Origin of the sequence: Microvirga sp. 3-52 (genome assembly GCF_018383585.1) — a bacterium.
GTDB lineage: Bacteria > Pseudomonadota > Alphaproteobacteria > Rhizobiales > Beijerinckiaceae > Microvirga.
Map to the genome: position 1 here is coordinate 46377 of NZ_JAHAMK010000001.1, position 19677 is coordinate 66053.

Here is a 19677-nt window from a genome sequence, read left to right on the forward strand (position 1 = left end):
GGTGCAGGACGAAGGCCGGTGCGGGACAGGCCGAGGGGCAGAGCCGGATGACGGTCGGATAGTCAGGATGCCGCTTCCCTGATTCAGGAACCCTGTCCCCGTATGGAACGGCCCCGCCGCTGCGCCGTTGATCGCTAAGCTTGACCACGCCCAGGAGATCCCCATGCGTCGCGCCGCTCTCGCCGTTGCCGCCTTTTCCCTGCTCGCTTCCCTCGGTGCCACCGAGGCCCAGGCTCAGAACCGGGGGCGGGTCGGCGTCCTGTCCTGCAGCGTGTCGGGCGGGATCGGTCTCATCGTCACGTCGCAGAAGACCACCCTGTGCACGTTCAATCCCAGGCGCGGCCCGAACGAGCGCTATGTGGGCTCGATCCGCCGGTTCGGGCTCGATATCGGGGCGACCCGCGGGGGCATCCTGACCTGGGCGGTGTTTTCCAGGGGCAGCGTGGCGCCCGGCTCCCTCGCCGGCAGCTATGTGGGCGGCGGCGCCGAGGCGACGGCCGGGGCCGGTGTCGGGGCCAACGTCCTGGTCGGCGGCTCGAACCGGAGCATCTCGCTCCAGCCCGTCTCCGTGGGCGGTCAGACCGGGCTGAACTTCGCCCTCGGCGTCGCCGACTTCGAACTGCGCCGGGCGCGGTAAAGAGGGGCTGTAGGTTTCACCCTAGTCTCCACGTCATGACCGGCCGTCTGTGGACACATTTCGGCCGTCATGGCCGGGCTTGTCCCGGCCATCCCGATCCTGTGAAGCGCAGTGCTTTTCGGATCGGGATCACCGGCACAAGGCCGGTGATGACGTCGAGTGTACCCTTCGCGGTCGTGCAGCACAGCCAAGCGCAAGCGCGGCCATTCCTGCTCGTGCAGGCACGCGCAAAAGACCCCTTGCCAACTCACCATCAGAGGCAGAGCATTTGCGATAACGCGTCCGTGAAGAGCGCACTGGAAAATGGGGGCAGGGAGGATGACGTCCTATGGCACCCAACGGCAGACTAGGGTCGGGCCCGCGATGCATCGCAATCGTCGGCCCGTTTCAGAGCGGCAAGACCACGCTCCTCGAAGCAATCCTGGAGCGCACCGGAGCGATCTCGCGGGCAGGTCGCGTGTCCAATGGGGACAGCGTCGGCGATGCGAGCGCGGAAGCCCGCGCCCACGCCATGAGCATCGAGCCCAACGTGGCGACGGTCGAGTTCCTCGGCGAGAGCATGACCTTCGTGGACTGCCCCGGCTCGACGGAATTCCTGCACGAGATGCGCAACGTCACGCCGGTCTGCGACGCGGCGATCGTCGTCTGCGAGGCGGACGAGCGCAAGATCCCGGCCCTCGAGATCATCCTCCGTGACCTGGAGGAGGCCGACATTCCGCGCTTCCTCTTCATCAACAAGATCGACACCGCCAGTCAGCGCGTTCGCGAGACGCTGGCGCTGCTGCAGCAGGCTTCGCGCACGCCGCTGCTCCTGCGCCAGATTCCGCTCTGGAAGGACGGCATCGCGGTCGGCTTCATCGATCTCGCCCTGGAGCGCGCCTTCATCTATCGCGAGCATGCGCCGAGCGAGATCGTCGACCTGCCCGAGGGCGAGTTGCCGCGGGAGAAGGAAGCGCGCTTCGCCATGCTCGAGCGCCTGGCGGATTACGACGACTCGCTCATGGAGGAGCTGATCTCGGAGATCGAGCCGCCCCGCGACCAGATCTTCGACGATCTCTCGAAGGAGCTGAGGGAGCGGCATGTGGTGCCGGCCCTCATCGGCTCGGCCGAGCGCGGCAACGGCATCACGCGGCTTCTCAAGGCGCTGCGCCACGAGGCGCCGGGTCTGGCCAACACGCGCGCCCGTCTCGGCATTGCCGAGGAAGGCGCGCCGCTGGCCCAGGCCATGAAGACCCTGCACATGGGCCAGGGCGGCAAGCTCACCGTCGCCCGCGTCATGCGCGGCACGTTCCATGAAGGCGACACGGTGGTCGGCTCGCGCGGAGCGGAGGCCCGGATCGGCAGCCTCGCCGCGCTCGTTGGCAGCACCATGAACCGCAAGGCGGAGGTGATGGCCGGCGATACGGTCGGCTTCGGCCGGCTGGAGGGGATTGCGACGGGAGATGCCTTCGCGGCCGGCAAGGCCAGGCCCGAGGCCATCGTGTCGCCGACGCCGCCCGAGCCGGTCTACGTGATGGCGCTCAAGGTGAAGGACCGCAAGGACGACGTGCGCCTCTCGAGCGCTCTCGCCAAGATCACCGAGGAGGACCCGTCCCTCGCGGTGGAGACCCGGCCCGAGATGGGCGAGATCCGGCTCCATGGCCAGGGCGAGATGCATCTGCGGGTGGCCGTGGAGAAGCTCGCCTCCCGCTTCCAGGTCGGCGTCGAGACGGCCAAGCCCAAGGTGGCCTATTGCGAGACGATCAAGCTGCCCGCCTCGGCCCGTGGGCGGCACCGCAAGCAGACCGGCGGCCATGGGCAGTTCGGCGACGTGATGATCGAGATCAAGCCGCTGCCGCGCGGGGAGGGATTCGCGTTCCAGGACCACATCACCGGCGGCGTGGTGCCGCGCCAGTACATCCCGTCCGTCGAGACCGGCGTCCGGGATGCGCTCAAATGCGGGCCCCTCGGCTTCCCGGTCGTCGATCTCGCGGTGGCGCTGACCGACGGCTCCTACCACACGGTGGATTCCTCGGATGCCGCCTTCCAGGCCGCCGCCAGGCTCGCCCTGGCCGAGGCGCTTCCCAAAGCGAAGCCCGTCCTGCTGGAGCCGGTGCTGTCGGTCGAGATCACGATCCCGTCCGAAGCCCTGTCCAAGGCGACCGCCCTCGTCACCGGACGGCGCGGGCAGATCCTGGGCTATGACGAACGGCCCGGCTGGAGCGGCTGGCAGGTTCTCAGCGCCACCATTCCGGAATCGGAGATCGGAGACCTCATCGTCGAACTGCGATCGGCGACGGCCGGCGTCGGGACCTTCTCGACCCGTTTCGACCACATGGCGGAGCTGAGCGGCCGCCCGGCCGAGATGGTCCTGCAGAAGGCTCACTAGGGCCCGGGGAGGACGCCCGCCCCTTAATGGCCGGGCCTGTCCCGGCCATCCCGATCGTTCGAAGCGTCGCGCCTCACCGAATCGGGATCACCGGGACGAACCCGGTGATGACGTGGAGGTGGTGGTGACGCCGGAGGGTGCTAGGGCCGGTGATGACCGGGCGGGAACGATGATGACGCGGTGGAGCATGCCACTGTCCTGGGTCACACTTGCCTTCGCCCTGCACTGGCCTTCGTCACACCCTCTCCCGTCATGGCCGGGCTTGACCCGGCCATCCCGATGGTGAGAGGCGCTGTGTCTTTCCGATCGGGATCACCGGCACAAAGCCGGTGATGACGTTGGAGGAGGTGACGACGTGGAGGGAGGAGTGGAAGGCCGCGGCTCATCCGACGCCAGGCATTGCTGAGCCAGATCTTGAGAAATGATCGGACGATCGTTCAGACCTAAACTATTTCCATCGACAAACGCGCTCGCCCGCGCCAAGTTATGCTCTTATGGGGACGCCATCTCCCATGAAGCATAATGGCCGCGAAGCGGAGACAATGATGAACGCCACGACCCCGGCGCCTGCCACGGCAGACAGTTCGGATCCTACTGCAGACCGCCCTTGGCTCAGGTCCTACCCCGCTCAGGTTCCCAGGACGATCGACGAGGCCAGTGCCGGCACCCTCAACGACATCTTCCGCAAGGCCGTCGCAGATTATCCGAACCGGCCCGCCGTCGAGAGCTTCGGCAAGCGGATGACCTATGCCGTCCTGGGCCGCGAGGCCGATGCGGTGGCCTCATGGCTTCAGGGGCAGGGGCTGAAGAAGGGCGATCGGGTGGCGATCATGCTCCCGAACGTGATGGCCTTCCCGGCCATCCTGTTCGGGGTGCTTCTGGCCGGCGGGACGGTGGTCAACGTCAACCCGCTCTACACCCCGCGGGAGCTCACCTACCAGCTCCAGGATTCCGGCGCCCGCTTCCTGTTCGTGCTCGAAAACTTCGCCGCGACGGTCCAGGAATCCCTGCCGGATCTCACATTGGACCGCGTGGTTCTCGTCACGCCCGGCGATCTCCTCGGCCTCAGGGGAGCCGTCGTCAATCTGGTCTCGCGCCACGTGAAGAAGGCGGTCAAGCCCTTCAGCCTGCCGCGGGCGGTTGCCTTCAAGGCCGTCATGTCCGAGGGCGCCACGCGCAAGCCGCAGGCGATGGCCATCTCGCCCGACGATATCGCGTTCCTGCAATATACGGGCGGCACGACGGGCGTCGCCAAGGGCGCGACCCTGCTCCACCGCAACGTGGTGGCCAACGTGCTCCAGTGCGAGGCCTGGATGCTGCCGTTCTTCGGGGATCGCGAGGACCATGTGATGGTCACGGCCCTGCCGCTCTATCACATCTTCGCTCTCACCGTCTGCGCCATGCTGATGACGAGGATCGGCGGGTGTCAGCTCCTCATCGCCAATCCGCGGGACATCCCGGGCTTCGTCAAGACGCTGCAGAAGAGCCGGATCACGCTGATGTCCGGCCTCAACACGCTCTACAACGCGCTGGCCAACGCTCCCGGCATCGAGAAGGTCGATTTCTCGCAGATGGTCTTCGCCGTGTCAGGCGGCATGGCGACCCAGGAGGCCGTGGCGAAAAAATGGAAGGAAGTGACCGGGCAGCCCATCGTCGAGGGCTACGGCCTGTCCGAGACGTCCCCCGTGGTCTGCGCCAACCGGCTCGACATCGAGGAGTTCACCGGCACCATCGGCTATCCGCTGCCCTCGACGGACGTCTCCGTGCGCGCCGGCGACGGCACGGTCCTGCCTCCCGGCGAGCGGGGAGAGCTCTGCGTGAAGGGACCGCAGGTCATGGCCGGCTACTGGCGGCGGCCCGACGAGACCGCGAAGGTGATGACGGCGGACGGCTGGTTCCGCACCGGCGACGTTGCGGTGATCCTGCCCGACGGTCAGGTCAAGATCGTGGACCGGATGAAGGACATGGTTCTCGTCTCCGGCTTCAACGTCTACCCGAACGAAGTGGAAGACGTGATCGTCAAGCATCCAGGTGTGATGGAAGCCGCTGTCATCGGCCTACCGGACGAGCATTCGGGGGAGGTGGTGGTCGCCTATGTGGTCCGGAAGGATAAGGCGCTCACCATTGAGGAACTGCGCCAGTTCTGCAGGGAGAACCTGACCGGCTACAAGGTGCCGCGCCGGATCGAGTTCAGGGAGACCCTGCCGAAGACCAATGTGGGCAAGGTTTTGCGCCGCGCGCTCAAGGAAGAGGTGGAGAAGGGGCAGCCTCGTTAGAGGCCCTGAAAAGAAAAAAGCCGGGCGCGAAGCCCGGCTAAAGTAGAGGTCCGACAAAAGTCAAAACCTTCCAGAGGGAACGGCCGACACGGCATCGCCGGGAGGAAGAAAAGCGTTGCCGCGTTGAAATCAGCCACTGGTGATATCGGCCGCATGGCGCTTATTTGCAATGCAGCATGCCTCATAAAAGGGCTGCGCCGAACGCATGGCTCTTGCCATCGCAGGGACAAATTCTCAGGTGCAATCGAGCGTGGGAGGAGATTCGAACGCGTGCCCACGAACCGGAAGGATCCTGCTCGTGACAAGCTGTTCCGGCTTTTTCGCCCTGTGACCTTCTAGAAGGTCCAGCGCTGGGCCTTGGAGATGAGGAAGTCCCGGAAAGCCTGGACGCGGGCGACGGAGCGCATTTCCTCGGCATAGACGAGATAACTGTCGAGAGACGGCATTTCCACGTCGCGCAGGATCTGAATCAGGTCGGGATTGCCGACCACCGCATAATCCGGCAGCACGGCAATGCCTGCTCCCGTCTCGACTGCCAGTTTCAGCGCCGTGATGTTGTTGACGACATAATGGTACTGGCGCGGCTCGCTTCCCTCGCGTCCGGCCGTCGAAAGCCAATGCACAGCCATGAGATAGGACGGCTGGTCGCCACCGAAGGAGACGATCCGGTGCTCGTCCAGATCCTCCAGGGTCTTGGGTTCGCCGAACCGCTTCAGATAATCCGCCGAGGCATAGACGTGAAAATGCACGGTGAAGAGGCGACGCTGAATCAGGTCCGGCTGGGCGGGGCGGCGCAGGCGGATGGCCACGTCGGCCTCCCGCATGGCCAGGTCCAGTTCCTCGTTGGACAGGATCAGTTCGACCCGCACGTCCGGATACAGATCCAGGAACTCGGCGATGCGCTGAGCGAGCCAGATCGAGCCGAGGCCGACGGTTGTCGTGACCTTCAGCTCGCCTGAGGGCCGCTCGCTTGTCTCGACCAGCCGCGCTTTGGTGGTTTCCAGCCGCATGCGCATGTCGCGGGCGGCCCGGAACAGCAGGTCGCCCTGCTCGGTGAGGATCAGGCCTCGGGCATGCCGGTGGAAGAGGGGAGCCTTCAATTCGCGCTCGAGAGCGCTGATCTGGCGGCTGACGGCGGACTGGCTCAAGCCCAGATCGTCCCCGGCCCGCGTGAAGCTACCCGCTTCGGCGACCGTATAGAAAATCCGGATTTTATCCCAGTCCACGGCGTTTCCCTCATGCCTAGCGCATCGTGCGGAAAAGTGGATCCGGTTTCCCGCTCGAACGATGCGCCGGCCAAGAGAAGGAGCATCGGAATTGATCCCAAAAATGGGGTCCACTTTTGGGTCCGAGGCTCTAGCATGCTCCTGACGCAAGGCAACCCTTATCTCTTATGAGCCGAGGGTCCGACGCAACAGGAAATCGGCCCGAGACCTAACCAGTTGTTAATAAACTTTATTCGGCGGCTTCCTGGCTGGCTTCCAGAGCCGCCAGATAGCGCTCCGCATCCAGAGCCGCCATGCAACCCATGCCTGCCGACGTGACGGCCTGCCGGTAGATGTCGTCCGTCACGTCGCCGGCTGCGAAGACGCCTGGAACGTTGGTCTCGGTTGAGCCGGGCTTCGTGAGCAGATAGCCGCCGGACTTCATGTCGAGCTGACCGGTGAAGAGTTCCGTCGAGGGCTTGTGGCCGATGGCGATGAAGACCCCGTCGGTCTTGAAGTCCGACGTATCGCCCGAGACGATGTTCTTCAGCCGTACATGGGTGACGGAGGAGGGGTTCTCGCTGCCGCAGATCTCCTCGACGGCCGAGTTCCAGATCACGTCGACCTTGGGATGCTTGAACAGCCTATCCTGCAGGATGCGCTCGGCGCGCAGGGAATCCCGGCGATGAACCAGCGTGACCTTGGAGGCGAGGTTTGCTAGATACAGCGCCTCCTCGACGGCGGTATTGCCGCCGCCCACCACCACGACTTCCTTGCCGCGATAGAAGAAGCCGTCGCAGGTCGCACAGGCCGAGACACCGAAGCCCTGGAACTGGCCCTCGGACGGCAGGCCCAGCCACTTCGCCTGGGCGCCGGTGGCGACGATCAGCGCATCACAGGTATAGTTTTCTCCGGAATCCCCCTCCAGGCGGAAGGGGCGCTGCTTCAGGTCCACCTTGGTGATGTGGTCGGAAATCATGTGGGTGCCCACATGCTCGGCCTGCATCCGCATCTGCTCCATGAGCCAGGGGCCCTGGATCACGTCGGCAAAGCCCGGATAGTTTTCCACGTCCGTGGTGATCATGAGCTGCCCGCCAGGCTGGAAACCGGAGATCATCACCGGTTCGAGCAGAGCGCGAGCCGCATAGATCGCTGCAGTGTAGCCCGCCGGCCCCGAGCCGATGATGATGAGCTTGGCGTGTGAGTGGGCCATCAAAGGGTCTCCAGTGGTAAGGCGATGTCCGGCAGGCCGAGAGCGCGGCGGTGACGGCTGAAGCCCTCGGCTATGGCCTCCGCGACCTTGGGTGTTGAATTTAGTGGCTGATAGGGCCGTCCTTCAAGACGACCCTCGAAGGGATGCACAACTCCATGGGCTTTAAGGGCCTTCATGTAAACATCCAGTTTCGGATGTCCCCCCGAGGGCTCGAAGACCAGGATCGGCCGGCCGGTCACGGCTGCCTCGCCGATCATGTTGAAGGAATCCGCCGTTGCAATCACGAAGTCAGCCAGGGCCAGAAAGTCCACATAGGGGTTCTCGCCCGTGCCGTCCCAGAAGAAGCCGCCATGCTCGGCGATCACGGCCACCAGAGCTTCCCGCAGGGCCGGAGGCGTGCGGCGCGAGACCGTGACCATCAGACCGGCTCCGGTCACAGCCACGGCGGTGAGGTGCCGGACGAAGCCGGCGATGTCTTCGTCCGAAAAACGGTGGTGGCGGCTGTCGCCCCCGGCCAGCACGGCGACGCGGGGCCCGGGAAGGTGGGCGAGGCGAGGATCGGGCTGGGTCCGCGCCTCCTCGATGCGCCTGGCCGAGACCCGGTGGGGCGGGGTCAGCGTGTTGAGGACATTCGGCCCCCGCAGGCGATCGTAGCTTGGGGACCAGATGAAGTCGGCAGTCTCCGGTCCGGTACGGGGATCCTTGAGAAACACCGTATAGGCGCGCCCGCCGCTGGCCCTCTTCACATGGCGGAGGTAGGCCACGGCCCGGCGGCCCGAAGCGACGGCAAGGTCGGGAAAAGGCGGGGCAAGGGGACTGCCCGGAGTTCCCGGCCGCTCGTGCGGATCGATAGGGCCCCAGGGCATGAACCAGCTGAAGGGCGGCCTCGGCTTGATCCGGCGGATCTCCGGATCGACGCCGAGCGCCTCCGCCACGCTCAGGGCCTGCAGCTCATCCCCGGCCTTGCCATCGGTCAGCACCCAGGTGATAAGGCCGGTATCCTTGCGCAACATTCGATCAACGAGCCTGTGGAGTTCATGAAGTTCGTTGCGACTTAATCGCCTGTCCTTCTTGTGTAGACCCTCTACACGGTCTACTCACCCAAGACGAGATTTTTTGACCTGATGCCGCATGATCAGGACGACCGGCGGGCGCCCGTTGTCTGACCATGCATGAGCGGAGTTACCGTGCGCGGACGCCTCGATTCCATCGACTGGGCCATTCTGAAAGAACTGCAAGCCGACGGCAGCATCACCAATGTGGAGCTTGCCCGCCGGGTGGGCCTGTCGGCGCCGCCGTGCCTGCGCCGGGTGAGGGCGCTGGAAAGCGCCGGGATCATCAAGGCCTATCGGGCGATCCTGGATCCGAAGAATCTCGGTTTCGAAATCGTCTGCTTCGCCATGGTGCAGCTCGATGTCCAGGGCAAAAAGGATCTGCAGGAGTTCGAGCAGCGGGTGAAGGATTGGTCCATGATCCGCGAGTGCTGGACCCTTTCGGGCGATATCGACTTCATCATGAAATGCGTGGCCCCGAACCTCGCGTCCTTCCAGGGTCTCGTTTCCGAGCTCACCTCTCTGCCGAACGTGCGCAACGTCCGCACGGCGCTCACCCTTGATCTCATCAAGGACGAGCCGCTGGTGCCGATCGAGGACGTAGCGGAAGTCGAGGGCTGATACTTCACCGCGGGCCGCGGCGCTCCCGTCCGAAATGACATCCCTTGAGGATCAGATCTGTCGCCTGAGCCAGCGGACGTAATGCTGCGCCACTTGCACGGCACGTCCCTGCTCGTCCGGAGTCAGGATGCTGGTGTTCACGTCGCGCACGGCCAGCATTGGATGGCTCGCCAGGACTTCGCCCCTGCGTCCCACGGCCAGGGCTTCGCCCTCGACGGCATCGTGCCCGCTGTTTCCGCCGCCACCGCCTCGATCTCGGTATCCGCTGCTGTTGTCAGGGGAAGACGTGAGAAAGACTCCCGTCAGTCGCAGCACAAGACGCGGCCCACGAGGATCGACCCGATCGGCGAAGGAGCGCTGCAGCTCATCGAGCGCGGCCGCGCCGACGAGGTCGGCAAATGGACCGAGCCCCTTGGCCTTGAGGACGCTCACATCGACCGAGAAGGACGAGAAGGCCTGCGGGAAGCTCTGGGCGCCGGCAGGCACGGCAAAGCCTGCGCCGGCGAGGCTGACACAGGCGAGAGCTTTTAGAATGGTCCGACGGGATTGAGGGGACGTCATGGGATTTCTCATCATTGCTGCCCCCTTCCGTTGATCAGGCGCCGAACTGGACGCCGACGACCTCATAGGACTTGCCGCCGCCGGGGGTCGAGACCTCCACCGTATCGCCGATGGTCTTGCCCATCAGCGCGCGGGCGATGGGAGACGCGACAGAGACCCGGCCCGAGCGCACGTCGGCCTCGGGTTCACCGACGATCTGGTAGGTTTTCTCTTCCTCGGTGTCCTCGTCGACGAGTTTCACCGTCGCGCCGAACTTGATCCGGTCGCCGGAGAGCTTTGCGATATCAATGACTTCGGCGCGGGAGATCAGGCTTTCGAGCTCGAGGATCCGGCCCTCGTTGAGGGATTGGGCTTCCTTGGCGGCATGATATTCGGCATTTTCCGACAGGTCGCCAAGCGCGCGGGCTTCCGCGATCGCCTGGATGATCCGGGGGCGTTCAACCTGCTGCCGGTGCTTGAGTTCTTCCTCGAGCGCCGCAAAACCCTTGATCGTCAGAGGGACCTTGTCCATAGTTTGTCTCGTCCAAAAAGAGGTACGAGGCCGCTGTCGCCAGCGCCCTCGCATGTCAACGAAAACTTACCAGAAGCTTCGCAGTTCCAATGTGAGGCCGGATGCCTCAGGCAAAGTAGTCCTGAAGCGCCCGGACTTCGAGATCGCCGCTGAGGTACGCCTTGATGCCCTCGGCCGCGGCAATCGCTCCTGCAAGAGTGGTGTAGTAAGGTATCTTATGCAAGAGGGCAGCTTGTCTTAAAGACCGGGAATCCGAGAGGGCGCCAGCCCCTTCGGTGGTATTGTAGACGAGCTGGATATCACCGTTCTTGATGGCGTCCACCACGTGCGGGCGGCCTTCCAGCACCTTGTTGATCCGCGTCGCCTTGACGCCGTTTTCCTCAAGAAATTTCTGGGTTCCGGCGGTCGCCATGATCCGGAAGCCGATTTCCTCGAGCATCCGGACGGTGGGCAGGATGCGGACCTTGTCCGAGTCGCGGACCGAGACGAAGAGCGTGCCGGTCCTGGGAACCTGGCTGCCGGCGCCGAGCTGGCTCTTGGCGAAGGCCACGCCGAAGCTGCGGTCGAGGCCGATCACCTCGCCCGTCGAGCGCATTTCCGGTCCGAGCAGCACATCCACGCCTGGGAAGCGGGCGAAGGGGAAGACGGCCTCCTTCACGCCGATATGCGGCAGCTCCTTCGGGGTGAGCCCGAACTTTGCCAGCTCTTCGCCCGCCATGATCCGGGCTGCGATCTTGGCAATGGGCTCGCCGATCACCTTGGCCACGAAGGGCACCGTGCGCGAGGCGCGGGGGTTCACCTCGAGCACGTAGATCGTGCCGTCCTTGATGGCGTATTGCACGTTCATCAGGCCGCCCACATCCAGGGCCAGGGCCAGGGCCTTCGTCTGGCGCTCCAGCTCGGCGATGATCTCAGGTGAGAGCGACCGGGGCGGGAGCGAGCAGGCGGAATCGCCCGAGTGGATGCCTGCCTCCTCGATATGCTCCATGATGCCGGCGATGAAGGTGTCCCGGCCGTCGCAGAGGCAGTCCACGTCGACCTCGATCGCATCCGAGAGGTAGCGGTCGAAGAGCAGGGGGTTCTTGCCCAGCACCGTGTTGATCTGGCCGGTCTTGTCGTTCGGGTACCGGGCCTTCACGTCGGACGGGATCAGGCTCGGCAGGGTGCCGAGCAGGTAGTCTTCGAACTGGGTCTCGTCGCGGATGATCGCCATGGCCCGGCCGCCGAGTACGTAGCTTGGGCGCACCACGAAGGGCAGGCCGAGATCGGCGGCGATCAGACGGGCCTGCTCCACAGAATAGGCGATACCGTTCTTCGGCTGCTTCAGATGCAGCTTGTCGAGAAGGCGCTTGAACCGGTCCCGGTCCTCGGCGAGGTCGATGGCATCCGGCGAGGTGCCGAGGATGCGCACATCGGCCTCTTCCAGGGCGCGGGCGAGCTTCAGCGGAGTCTGGCCGCCGAACTGGACGATCACCCCGTGGAGCGTGCCCTTTGAGCGCTCGGTCTCGATGATCTCCAGCACGTCTTCCTGCGTCAGCGGCTCGAAATAGAGCCGGTCGGAGGTGTCGTAGTCGGTCGAGACCGTCTCCGGGTTGCAATTGATCATGATGGTCTCATAGCCCGCGTCCTTGAGCGCGAAGCAGGCATGACAGCAGCAGTAATCGAACTCGATGCCCTGGCCGATCCGGTTCGGACCGCCGCCGAGGATGATGACCTTCTGCGCGTCCGAAGGGTTGGCCTCGTCGGCAGGCTTGCCGGCGAAGGGCGCGGTATAGGTCGAGTACATATAGGCGGTCGGGGAGGCGAACTCCGCCGCGCAGGTGTCGATGCGCTTGAAGACCGGGCGCACGGAAAGCGCGCGGCGCGCCTCGCGCACTTCGGCCTCGGTCTTGTGAGTGAGCACGGCAAGGCGTGCATCCGAGAATCCCATGGCCTTGAGATGACGGAAGGCGCCCGGTGTCTGCGGCAGACCATGGGCCTTCACCTTGGCTTCCAGGTCGACGATGTCCTGAAGCTGTTCCAGGAACCAGCGGTCGATCTTGCAGCTCTCGTAGACCTCATCGTGGCTGATGCCCAGGCGAAGCGCCTGCGCCACCTTGAGGATCCGGTCCGGGGTGGGCGTGCCGAGAGCCGCCTTGATGGCGTTGCGGTCGTCGCCCTTGCCCATGCCCTCGATTTCGATCTCGTCGAGGCCGGTGAGGCCGGTTTCGAGCGAGCGGAGCGCCTTCTGGAGCGATTCCGGGAAGGAGCGGCCGATGGCCATCGCCTCGCCCACGGACTTCATGGCCGTGGTCAGGGTCGGCTCCGCGCCGGGGAACTTCTCGAAGGCGAAGCGCGGGATCTTGGTGACCACGTAGTCGATGGTCGGCTCGAAGGAGGCCGGGGTCGCGCCGCCGGTGATGTCGTTGGCGATCTCGTCCAGGGTGTAGCCGACGGCGAGTTTCGCCGCGACCTTGGCGATCGGGAAGCCTGTGGCCTTGGAGGCGAGCGCCGAGGAGCGCGACACGCGCGGGTTCATCTCGATCACGATCATGCGCCCGCTTGAAGGGTCGATCGCAAATTGAACGTTCGAGCCACCGGTCTCGACGCCGATCTCGCGCAGGACCGCCAGGGAGGCGTCGCGCATGATCTGGTATTCCTTGTCGGTGAGCGTGAGGGCCGGGGCGACGGTGATGGAATCGCCCGTGTGCACGCCCATCGGATCGAAGTTCTCGATGGAGCAGATGATGATGCAGTTGTCCGCTTTGTCGCGGACGACCTCCATCTCGTACTCCTTCCAGCCGAGCACGCTCTCCTCGATCAGCACCTCGTTGGTGGGGGAGGCGTCCAGGCCCCGCTCCACGATGTCGAGGAATTCTTCCCGGTTATAGGCGATGCCGCCGCCGGTACCGCCCATGGTGAAGGAGGGGCGGATGATGGCGGGCAGGCCGACTTCCGAGAGCGCGATCAGGGCCTCGCCCATGGCGTGCTCCTGGTAGCGCTTGCGGCGGTCGTTCTCGCCGGCGTCCCATTTCAGCTTGTAGCTCGAAATCACGCGCTTCTTGTCGCCCGGATGCATGTCGAGGGCCTCGAGGCGCGCGAGCTCGGCGAGATAGGCGTCCCGGTCCGCCTTCTTGAGAGCCGAGGCGTTGGCGAGGCGCGATTTCGGGGTGTCGAGGCCGATCTTGGTCATGGCCTCGCGGAAGAGCTGCCGGTCCTCCGCCTTGTCGATGGCTTCCGCCGTCGCGCCGATCATTTCCACGTTGAACTTGTCGAGCACGCCCATCTTTTTGAGCGACAGGGCGCAGTTGAGCGCCGTCTGGCCGCCCATGGTAGGCAGGATCGCGTCGGGCCGCTCCTTCTCGATGATCTTGGCGACGATCTCGGGGGTGATCGGCTCCACGTAGGTGGCGTGCGCGAGATCAGGGTCGGTCATGATCGTCGCTGGATTCGAATTCACCAGGATGATGCGGTAGCCTTCCTCCTTCAGGGCCTTCACGGCCTGGGTGCCCGAATAATCGAACTCCACGGCCTGGCCGATGATGATCGGACCGGCGCCGACGATGAGAATGGAGGAGATGTCTGTCCGCTTCGGCATTGGGCCACCCAGGCGTGTCCAGCCGCGCGGCCGTAGAGCTACGGCGCTTCAAGCGCAGCCGGGATGTGATCGGATTGTAGGTTGAGAGAGGCTCTTACACGGACCTTGTGCAAATTCAAAGGCCTGAGCCATGATTTAGACAGGCAATGCCCATGCGGCACGATCCGCCGCGTATGGCGGCGAAAGAGAATTGGGAAAAGATGGCCATGACCGAAGAGCCGCGCTGGACGTTGATCACGGGAGCATCCAGCGGAATCGGTGCGGAGCTGGCCCGCGTCTTCGCCGGCAGAGGTTACCCGCTGGTCCTGACCGCCCGGCGGCACGAGAGGCTCGAGGCCCTGGGTGCAGAACTTGGCCGGACCCATGGTGTGCCGGTCGAGGTCATGGCGATCGACCTCGAGGACAGGGAGGCCCCACGGGATCTCCACGAAATGCTCCAGGAGCGGGGGATCGCGGTCCATACCCTGGTCAACAATGCCGGGTTCGGGCTGAGAGGGTATTTCGCCTCCCTTCCGCACGAGAAGCAACTCGCCATGATCGATCTCAACGTGACGGCACTCACTTCGCTCTGCCGGCTGATGCTGCCTGGCATGATCGAGCGGAAGCGCGGGGGGATCCTGAATGTGGCCTCCGTCGCTGCCTTCCAGGCCGGGCCGTACATGGCGGTTTACTACGCGACGAAGGCCTTCGTCCTATCCCTGTCGGAGGGGCTGCATGACGAAGCCAAGCCGCACGGAGTGACGGTCACGGCCCTCTGCCCGGGACCGACCGAAAGCGAGTTTTCGCAGACCGCAGGCTTGAAGGATTCGCGTCTGTTCAGTTCAGGTGTCATGTCCTCCGCGGAAGTCGCCCGAGCAGGGGTCGAGGGCTATGAGGCCGGGCGGGCCATCGTCATCCCAGGCGCCAGGAACCGTGTCGGAGCCATTGGGGCGAAGTTCTCGCCGCGCTTTCTGTCGCGCAGGATTGCAGGGCTTCTTCAGGGAATGAGGTGACGGGCCGGCGGGAAGCCGTTATCGAAAGGACGTGACCGCATCCCGCCCCCTTCATCGTCTCACCCGTCAATTCACCGCCTTCTTCGGGGTCGGCCTTGCGGCTGCCGTGGCTCATTACGGGCTTCTCATTGCTCTCGTCGAGGGCGGAGGCATGCATCCGGTTCCGGCGACGCTCGCGGGCTATGTGGCGGGTGGGCTCGTGTCCTACATGCTCAACCGCAAGCATACTTATGAGAGCGACCGGCCCCACCGGGAGGCTACATGGCGTTTCGCACTCGTGGCCTTCGTGGGCTTTCTCGTGACCTGGTTCCTCATGCACGCCTTCACCGTCTGGCTCGGCGGCCCGTATCTTCCGGCACAGATCATCACCACCGGCGTCGTGATGCTGTGGAGCTTCATGGCGCATAAAACTTGGACATTTGCATAAAGTCTCGGCAGGCAGGAGGCAGATCCGGCAAGTTCCAGTCTTCCAGCGCAGCCCTGGCTTGCGTTCTGCCCGGTCCCGCGAATCTTTTTGCAGTGCAATATGAATGTCGCAGGAGCTGCTCAAACCGCTCTACCGCTTCATCCACCTTATACACTGCATGAGAAGCTTGGGGGCTCTATGTCCGATATGGCCGTTGCCGAGGAAGCCTGTCTTGCCGCCGAGGACAGGGCGCCCGCCGTTCCGCAGTCCCGATTGGCCGTTGCTCTGATCGAATTGGCCCTTGCGGTCGGCAGCTTCGGCATCGGAACGGGCGAGTTCGCGATCATGGGGCTGCTTCCCAACGTCGCGCAGGAATTCAACGTTACGACTCCTGAGGCCGGATACGCGATCAGCGCCTATGCGCTTGGGGTGGTGGTCGGTGCGCCGATCATCGCGGTCCTGGCGGCGAAGCTCGCGCGCCAGACCCTTCTCCTTCTCCTGATGGCTGTCTTCGCGGTCGGCAATGCGGTCAGCGCCGTCACGCCGACCTTCGAATCCTTCGTGCTCCTGCGCTTTCTCACCGGTCTGCCGCACGGCGCCTATTTCGGTGTCGCGGCTCTCGTGGCAGCCTCCCTGGTTCCTCCGAACAAGCGCACCCAGGCCGTGGCCCGCGTCATGCTGGGCCTGACGGTCGCGACCCTGCTGGGCACGCCGATAGCGACCTTGTTCGGCCAGATCCTGAGCTGGCGGATCGCCTTTGGGGCCGTCGGTTTCATGGGAGCCCTGACCGTGGTGCTGATCTGGCTCTTCCTGCCGAAGGACAAGGTCCAGGAGGGTGCGAGCCCGATGCGGGAACTCGGGGCCTTCAGGCGCAAGCAGGTCTGGTTCACCCTCGGCATCGGCGCCGTGGGCTTCGGCGGCCTGTTCTCCGTCTTCTCCTATATCGCCTCGACCGCAACGGAAGTGGCCGGAATGCCGGATAGCGCCGTTCCGGTGATGATGGCCCTGTTCGGCTCCGGCATGATCGTCGGCAACCTCGTCGGTGCCTGGTTCGCCGACCGGAACCTGATGGCCACCATCGGTGGCGTGCTCGCCTCCAGCGCCGTGGTCATGACGGTGCTCTGGCTGACGGCCGAGAACCCCTACCTGCTCTCCGCCTGCGTCTTTCTGGTGGGATGCAGCGTCGCCATCGGGCCTGCGCTCCAGACCCGCCTGATGGACGTGGCTGCCGATGCGCAGACGCTGGCGGCCGCCCTCAACCATTCGGCCTTCAATGTCGCCAATGCGCTCGGCGCCTGGCTCGGCGGTCTTGCGATTGCCGCAGGTTACGGCTTTGCCTCGACCGGTTGGGTCGGGGCGGCTCTGGCCGTCGCGGGCCTCGTGGTTTTCGGCCTGTCGCTCGCGAGCGATCAGCGCTCCGAGAGGTCTTCCGTATCGCGAGCGTGAGCGGGCCGCGCCAGATAAGTTATACGGGCCTGATTGTGCCCGAGGTTCCGCTCGGCGCGCTCGGGTACGAAGCTGGCGTCCTCGAGAAGGTCAACGATCTCCTCGGTGCTGTACTGTGCCAGGCCGACCTCCTCGCGGATCCTGCGATACTCCGAGAAGGCCGTGCGGGCGAGACCGCTGACGGCCGAGCGCAGAAAGCCGCCCTGCCAGGCAAAGCTGAGCAGTGCCTTCGCGTCGGTGAACGGGCTGATATCCGGCGGGATGATATCGCCCAGGACCAGCGTGCCGTCGGCTTTCAGCTTCTCGTGCATGAGCTTCAAGAGCGCACGGAACTCGTCGAGGGAGAGATACTGGATGAGCGAATTCACCACGATGAGATCAAGCGATGCCTCCGCAATGCCGGCGACGTCGTCGGTCGAGAGAACCGTGATCCGCTCGTCGTCGCGAAACCGTTCATTCAAGCGCTCTCGCACGAGCGGAGCTGCATCGCTCAAGTAGAGGCGGCCACATTTGGCGGCGATCCTGTCGGCGAGAAGTGCCTCGCCGCAGCCGTAATCCAAGACGATTGCCCCAGGGGAGGGGACGAGGCCGATAATGTCGTTGGCGAGCAGGCGATAGTGCAGCAGCTTGTGCCGCTCGCTCGCATAGATCGGCGTGTCCTGGTTCCAGTAGTCGCGCCAATTCATCAAAAAGATATCTCCCTGAATTCAGGATTTTGCCGAGAGCGCAGCCGAGTCATGGAGCCTGCTGCGGAGTTTCGCAACCTCCTGGACAAGAGCCCGGGCCTCGTCGAACGAGAGACCCAGGACGCAACCGACATGCGTCGGAATCTCCTCCGCCTTCTCCCGCAGGGCTCGACCGGCCTCGGTGAGTGAAATCCTGACCTGCCGCTCGTCCCTCTTGTCGCGCGTGCGGCGGATATGGCCCGCGTTCTCAAGGCGCTTCAGCAGCGGCGTCAGGGTGCCGGAATCGAGAAACAGCCGGTCTCCGATCTCCTTCACGGTGAGATCATCCTGCTCCCAGAGGACCAGCAGGACCACATATTGCGGATAGGTCAGGCCGAGAGGGTCCAGAAACTGACGATAGGCCCGGCTGAAGGCATGGGAAACGGAATAGAAGGCGAAGCACAACTGGTTAGTGAGCGCCAAAGTCTCTGACTTCTTCGTCATCGTCACCTCCATTCGCAACCAGCCTATGAAAGAAATAGATTGCACACAATGGAATTCTGACCTATACCTATAAATGCATGGCGCACAATTGAATTGTAAGCATGCGATTGACCAGTCAGACTTTCCGGCCTGACACTTCAAGGAGCTTTCCGATGACCCCTCTCTACACAGCCCATGCTTCAGCTCGCGGCGGACGCGAAGGCGTTGCCGCCTCCAACGATGGAAAGTTGGAGGTTCGTCTCTCCACACCGAAGGAGCTCGGTGGTGCGGGCGGTGAGGGGACCAATCCGGAGCAGCTTTTCGCAGCCGGCTACTCAGCCTGCTTCCTGGGCGCACTGAAGTTCGTCGCGTCGCAGGACAAGATCGCGCTTCCGGCCGATGCCCATGTCGAGGCCAAGGTTGGCATCGGCAAGCGCGATGACGGTGCAGGCTTCGGTCTGGTGGTCGAGTTGAAAGCCAACCTGCCGGGTCTAAGCCAGGAGCAGGCCATCGATCTGGTGCATAGGGCCGACGTGGTCTGTCCCTATTCGCACGCCATCCGCGGCAACGTGCAGGTCACGCTGTCGGTCTAAGGACCGACCCACCCGTACCGTAGGGGCAAAAGCCTCCCGCCTCGCAAGGCGGGAGGCTTTTCTGCATTCAGGTCCAAAGCTTCATGAGCGGCCCGTCGGCACCGTCCACAGGGTCGGTATCCGGGAGGGGGACTTGCGCAATGCGCTGCTGCGATGCGGCCAGGGCCTTGGGATCGTCGCGGACCGTGTCGTAATCGGCCCCGCCCGGATAGGCGCCGACCACGGCGAAATCGTCGCTCGCGTTGATGCAGGCATGGGCGACGCCGGCCGGGATGATCACCACGTCGCGGGCGCTCACGGCCACGAGATCGCCGTCCTCGCCGCCGAAGCGGATCTGGGCCGAGCCCGACACGATCCCGAGCACCTCGTGGGTGTTGGGATGGTAATGGTGGTAGTCGTGGATGCCGTCGAGCCAGGCATTCGTCCAGCCGTTCTTGGCGAAGGTCGCCTTGAAGCTCCTGACGGCATCGTCTTCAGAGGGGGAAATCGCCCCGCGTCGCACGATCAGCGGCAGGGACGAGTTCGGGACGATGCCGTTGCTGCGGAAGACGTAGGTCTCCGTGCCGAGCGGTGCGTTATAGCCCCGTGGATCGCCGTATCCTTTCGCCTGAGCCATAATTCTCTCCCTTCAGATCCGGGAGGGAACGCATGGTGCAGGCGAAAGATCGAGCGAGGCCGTGCAAAACCTGTCCGGCCCTACATGCCGATGAGCATCGCCGCGACGGCACGGTCGATGGACAGGTAGAACATCCCGAAGGCCACGGCTGCCGCGATGGCGAACTCGATGATCTGATTCCTGAAGACGCGGAACTTGGCGAAGAGGTTCTGGCCGAAGATCGAGATCAGCCAGGCCGTCGTGAGCACCACCGGGAAAATGAAGAGATAGGACCAGGTGCTCTCGACCGGCCCCACATTGGCCGGGTCGATCAGCGGCCGGATGTTGCGCACCCACGGAGCGTAGAGCGAGGCATAGAGGGACGTCAGCCACGCGAGGGTGACGGCGACGCCGAGGTGAAAGGTGAACAGGTTGTGCAGCCGGCTGAATTGGCCGGAATCATCATCGAAATCCAT

18 protein-coding genes are annotated in these 19677 nt (G+C 64.3%); 8 read left to right on the plus strand and 10 right to left on the minus strand.

Features of this window, described 5'->3' with window-relative positions:
* Positions 1–163 precede the first annotated feature (163 nt).
* From KHP60_RS00285 to KHP60_RS00295, 3 genes are all read left to right on the plus strand, one after another.
* Positions 164–637 carry a DUF992 domain-containing protein gene (locus tag KHP60_RS00285; RefSeq protein WP_213561540.1) on the plus strand — a complete coding sequence of 158 codons (474 nt, stop codon included), beginning with the start codon at positions 164–166 and terminating at the stop codon, positions 635–637.
* A gap of 328 nt (positions 638–965) precedes the next feature.
* Entirely contained in the window at positions 966–3005 is a 2040-nt protein-coding gene (locus KHP60_RS00290) for an elongation factor G (RefSeq protein ID WP_213561541.1), read from the plus strand.
* Between the two features lie 545 nt (positions 3006–3550).
* A complete protein-coding gene (locus tag KHP60_RS00295; RefSeq protein WP_213561542.1) occupies positions 3551–5281 on the plus strand; it encodes an AMP-binding protein in 1731 nt (576 codons plus the stop codon).
* Between the two features lie 335 nt (positions 5282–5616).
* Here the strand turns inward: KHP60_RS00295 and KHP60_RS00300 are convergent, their stop codons facing one another.
* From KHP60_RS00300 to KHP60_RS00310, 3 genes are all read right to left on the minus strand, one after another.
* Positions 5617–6507, minus strand: a complete 891-nt coding sequence (locus tag KHP60_RS00300) for a LysR family transcriptional regulator (RefSeq protein WP_213561543.1) — start codon at positions 6505–6507, stop codon at positions 5617–5619.
* 229 nt (positions 6508–6736) lie between these two features.
* Positions 6737–7699, minus strand: a complete 963-nt coding sequence (trxB, locus tag KHP60_RS00305; RefSeq protein WP_213561544.1) for a thioredoxin-disulfide reductase — start codon at positions 7697–7699, stop codon at positions 6737–6739.
* The gene (locus KHP60_RS00310) at positions 7699–8712 is read right to left on the minus strand and encodes a mitochondrial fission ELM1 family protein (RefSeq protein ID WP_213561545.1); all 1014 of its coding nucleotides are present in this window, start codon (positions 8710–8712) and stop codon (positions 7699–7701) included. Before KHP60_RS00310 ends, trxB begins: the two co-directional genes overlap by 1 nt.
* Before the next feature lie 159 nt (positions 8713–8871).
* Between KHP60_RS00310 and KHP60_RS00315 the strand changes: the two genes are divergently transcribed.
* Complete coding sequence (locus tag KHP60_RS00315) at positions 8872–9372, plus strand: Lrp/AsnC family transcriptional regulator (RefSeq protein WP_249688376.1); 501 nt, start codon at positions 8872–8874, stop codon at positions 9370–9372.
* A gap of 51 nt (positions 9373–9423) precedes the next feature.
* On the opposite strand, the gene KHP60_RS00320 is transcribed toward KHP60_RS00315, so the two are convergent.
* From KHP60_RS00320 to carB, 3 genes are all read right to left on the minus strand, one after another.
* A complete protein-coding gene (locus tag KHP60_RS00320; RefSeq protein WP_213561546.1) occupies positions 9424–9933 on the minus strand; it encodes a hypothetical protein in 510 nt (169 codons plus the stop codon).
* A 34-nt stretch (positions 9934–9967) separates the two neighbouring features.
* Positions 9968–10444, minus strand: a complete 477-nt coding sequence (gene greA, locus KHP60_RS00325) for a transcription elongation factor GreA (RefSeq protein ID WP_213561547.1) — start codon at positions 10442–10444, stop codon at positions 9968–9970.
* Positions 10445–10550: 106 nt separating this feature from the next.
* Entirely contained in the window at positions 10551–14021 is a 3471-nt protein-coding gene (carB, locus tag KHP60_RS00330) for a carbamoyl-phosphate synthase large subunit (protein ID WP_213561548.1), read from the minus strand.
* Between the two features lie 206 nt (positions 14022–14227).
* Here carB and KHP60_RS00335 point away from each other — a divergent pair, with 206 nt between their 5' ends.
* From KHP60_RS00335 to KHP60_RS00345, 3 genes are all read left to right on the plus strand, one after another.
* Entirely contained in the window at positions 14228–15013 is a 786-nt protein-coding gene (locus KHP60_RS00335; protein ID WP_249688377.1) for an SDR family oxidoreductase, read from the plus strand.
* Positions 15014–15044: 31 nt separating this feature from the next.
* Positions 15045–15440 (plus strand): GtrA family protein, encoded by a 396-nt coding sequence (locus tag KHP60_RS00340; protein ID WP_213561550.1) that lies wholly within the window; start codon positions 15045–15047, stop codon positions 15438–15440.
* A 177-nt stretch (positions 15441–15617) separates the two neighbouring features.
* Positions 15618–16865: an MFS transporter gene (locus KHP60_RS00345; protein ID WP_213561551.1), complete on the plus strand. Its 1248-nt coding sequence runs from the start codon at positions 15618–15620 to the stop codon at positions 16863–16865.
* Here KHP60_RS00345 and KHP60_RS00350 read toward each other — a convergent pair.
* The gene (locus KHP60_RS00350) at positions 16829–17551 is read right to left on the minus strand and encodes a class I SAM-dependent methyltransferase (RefSeq protein WP_213561552.1); all 723 of its coding nucleotides are present in this window, start codon (positions 17549–17551) and stop codon (positions 16829–16831) included. The two genes, KHP60_RS00345 and KHP60_RS00350, sit on opposite strands and share 37 nt — an antisense overlap.
* Before the next feature lie 21 nt (positions 17552–17572).
* Positions 17573–18034 carry a MarR family winged helix-turn-helix transcriptional regulator gene (locus tag KHP60_RS00355; RefSeq protein ID WP_213561553.1) on the minus strand — a complete coding sequence of 154 codons (462 nt, stop codon included), beginning with the start codon at positions 18032–18034 and terminating at the stop codon, positions 17573–17575.
* A gap of 152 nt (positions 18035–18186) precedes the next feature.
* Between KHP60_RS00355 and KHP60_RS00360 the strand changes: the two genes are divergently transcribed.
* The gene (locus tag KHP60_RS00360; protein WP_213561554.1) at positions 18187–18606 is read left to right on the plus strand and encodes an organic hydroperoxide resistance protein; all 420 of its coding nucleotides are present in this window, start codon (positions 18187–18189) and stop codon (positions 18604–18606) included.
* 67 nt (positions 18607–18673) lie between these two features.
* Here the strand turns inward: KHP60_RS00360 and KHP60_RS00365 are convergent, their stop codons facing one another.
* Both KHP60_RS00365 and KHP60_RS00370 read right to left on the minus strand, forming a co-directional pair.
* Positions 18674–19222 carry a cupin domain-containing protein gene (locus KHP60_RS00365; RefSeq protein WP_213561555.1) on the minus strand — a complete coding sequence of 183 codons (549 nt, stop codon included), beginning with the start codon at positions 19220–19222 and terminating at the stop codon, positions 18674–18676.
* Positions 19223–19302: 80 nt separating this feature from the next.
* Positions 19303–19677 carry a hypothetical protein gene (locus KHP60_RS00370; RefSeq protein WP_213561556.1) on the minus strand — a complete coding sequence of 125 codons (375 nt, stop codon included), beginning with the start codon at positions 19675–19677 and terminating at the stop codon, positions 19303–19305.

Coding starts and splice junctions, on each gene's coding strand:
- carB (WP_213561548.1), bottom strand. CDS start 14,021: ATGCCGAAGCGGACAGACATCTCCTCCATTCTCATCGTCGGCGCCGGT.
- KHP60_RS00345 (WP_213561551.1), top strand. CDS start 15,618: ATGTCCGATATGGCCGTTGCCGAGGAAGCCTGTCTTGCCGCCGAGGAC.
- KHP60_RS00335 (WP_249688377.1), top strand. CDS start 14,228: ATGACCGAAGAGCCGCGCTGGACGTTGATCACGGGAGCATCCAGCGGA.
- KHP60_RS00360 (WP_213561554.1), top strand. CDS start 18,187: ATGACCCCTCTCTACACAGCCCATGCTTCAGCTCGCGGCGGACGCGAA.
- KHP60_RS00310 (WP_213561545.1), bottom strand. CDS start 8,712: ATGTTGCGCAAGGATACCGGCCTTATCACCTGGGTGCTGACCGATGGC.
- KHP60_RS00315 (WP_249688376.1), top strand. CDS start 8,872: ATGAGCGGAGTTACCGTGCGCGGACGCCTCGATTCCATCGACTGGGCC.
- KHP60_RS00295 (WP_213561542.1), top strand. CDS start 3,551: ATGAACGCCACGACCCCGGCGCCTGCCACGGCAGACAGTTCGGATCCT.
- greA (WP_213561547.1), bottom strand. CDS start 10,444: ATGGACAAGGTCCCTCTGACGATCAAGGGTTTTGCGGCGCTCGAGGAA.
- trxB (WP_213561544.1), bottom strand. CDS start 7,699: ATGGCCCACTCACACGCCAAGCTCATCATCATCGGCTCGGGGCCGGCG.
- KHP60_RS00350 (WP_213561552.1), bottom strand. CDS start 17,551: ATGAATTGGCGCGACTACTGGAACCAGGACACGCCGATCTATGCGAGC.
- KHP60_RS00355 (WP_213561553.1), bottom strand. CDS start 18,034: ATGACGAAGAAGTCAGAGACTTTGGCGCTCACTAACCAGTTGTGCTTC.
- KHP60_RS00370 (WP_213561556.1), bottom strand. CDS start 19,677: ATGGATTTCGATGATGATTCCGGCCAATTCAGCCGGCTGCACAACCTG.
- KHP60_RS00290 (WP_213561541.1), top strand. CDS start 966: ATGGCACCCAACGGCAGACTAGGGTCGGGCCCGCGATGCATCGCAATC.
- KHP60_RS00320 (WP_213561546.1), bottom strand. CDS start 9,933: ATGACGTCCCCTCAATCCCGTCGGACCATTCTAAAAGCTCTCGCCTGT.
- KHP60_RS00285 (WP_213561540.1), top strand. CDS start 164: ATGCGTCGCGCCGCTCTCGCCGTTGCCGCCTTTTCCCTGCTCGCTTCC.
- KHP60_RS00365 (WP_213561555.1), bottom strand. CDS start 19,222: ATGGCTCAGGCGAAAGGATACGGCGATCCACGGGGCTATAACGCACCG.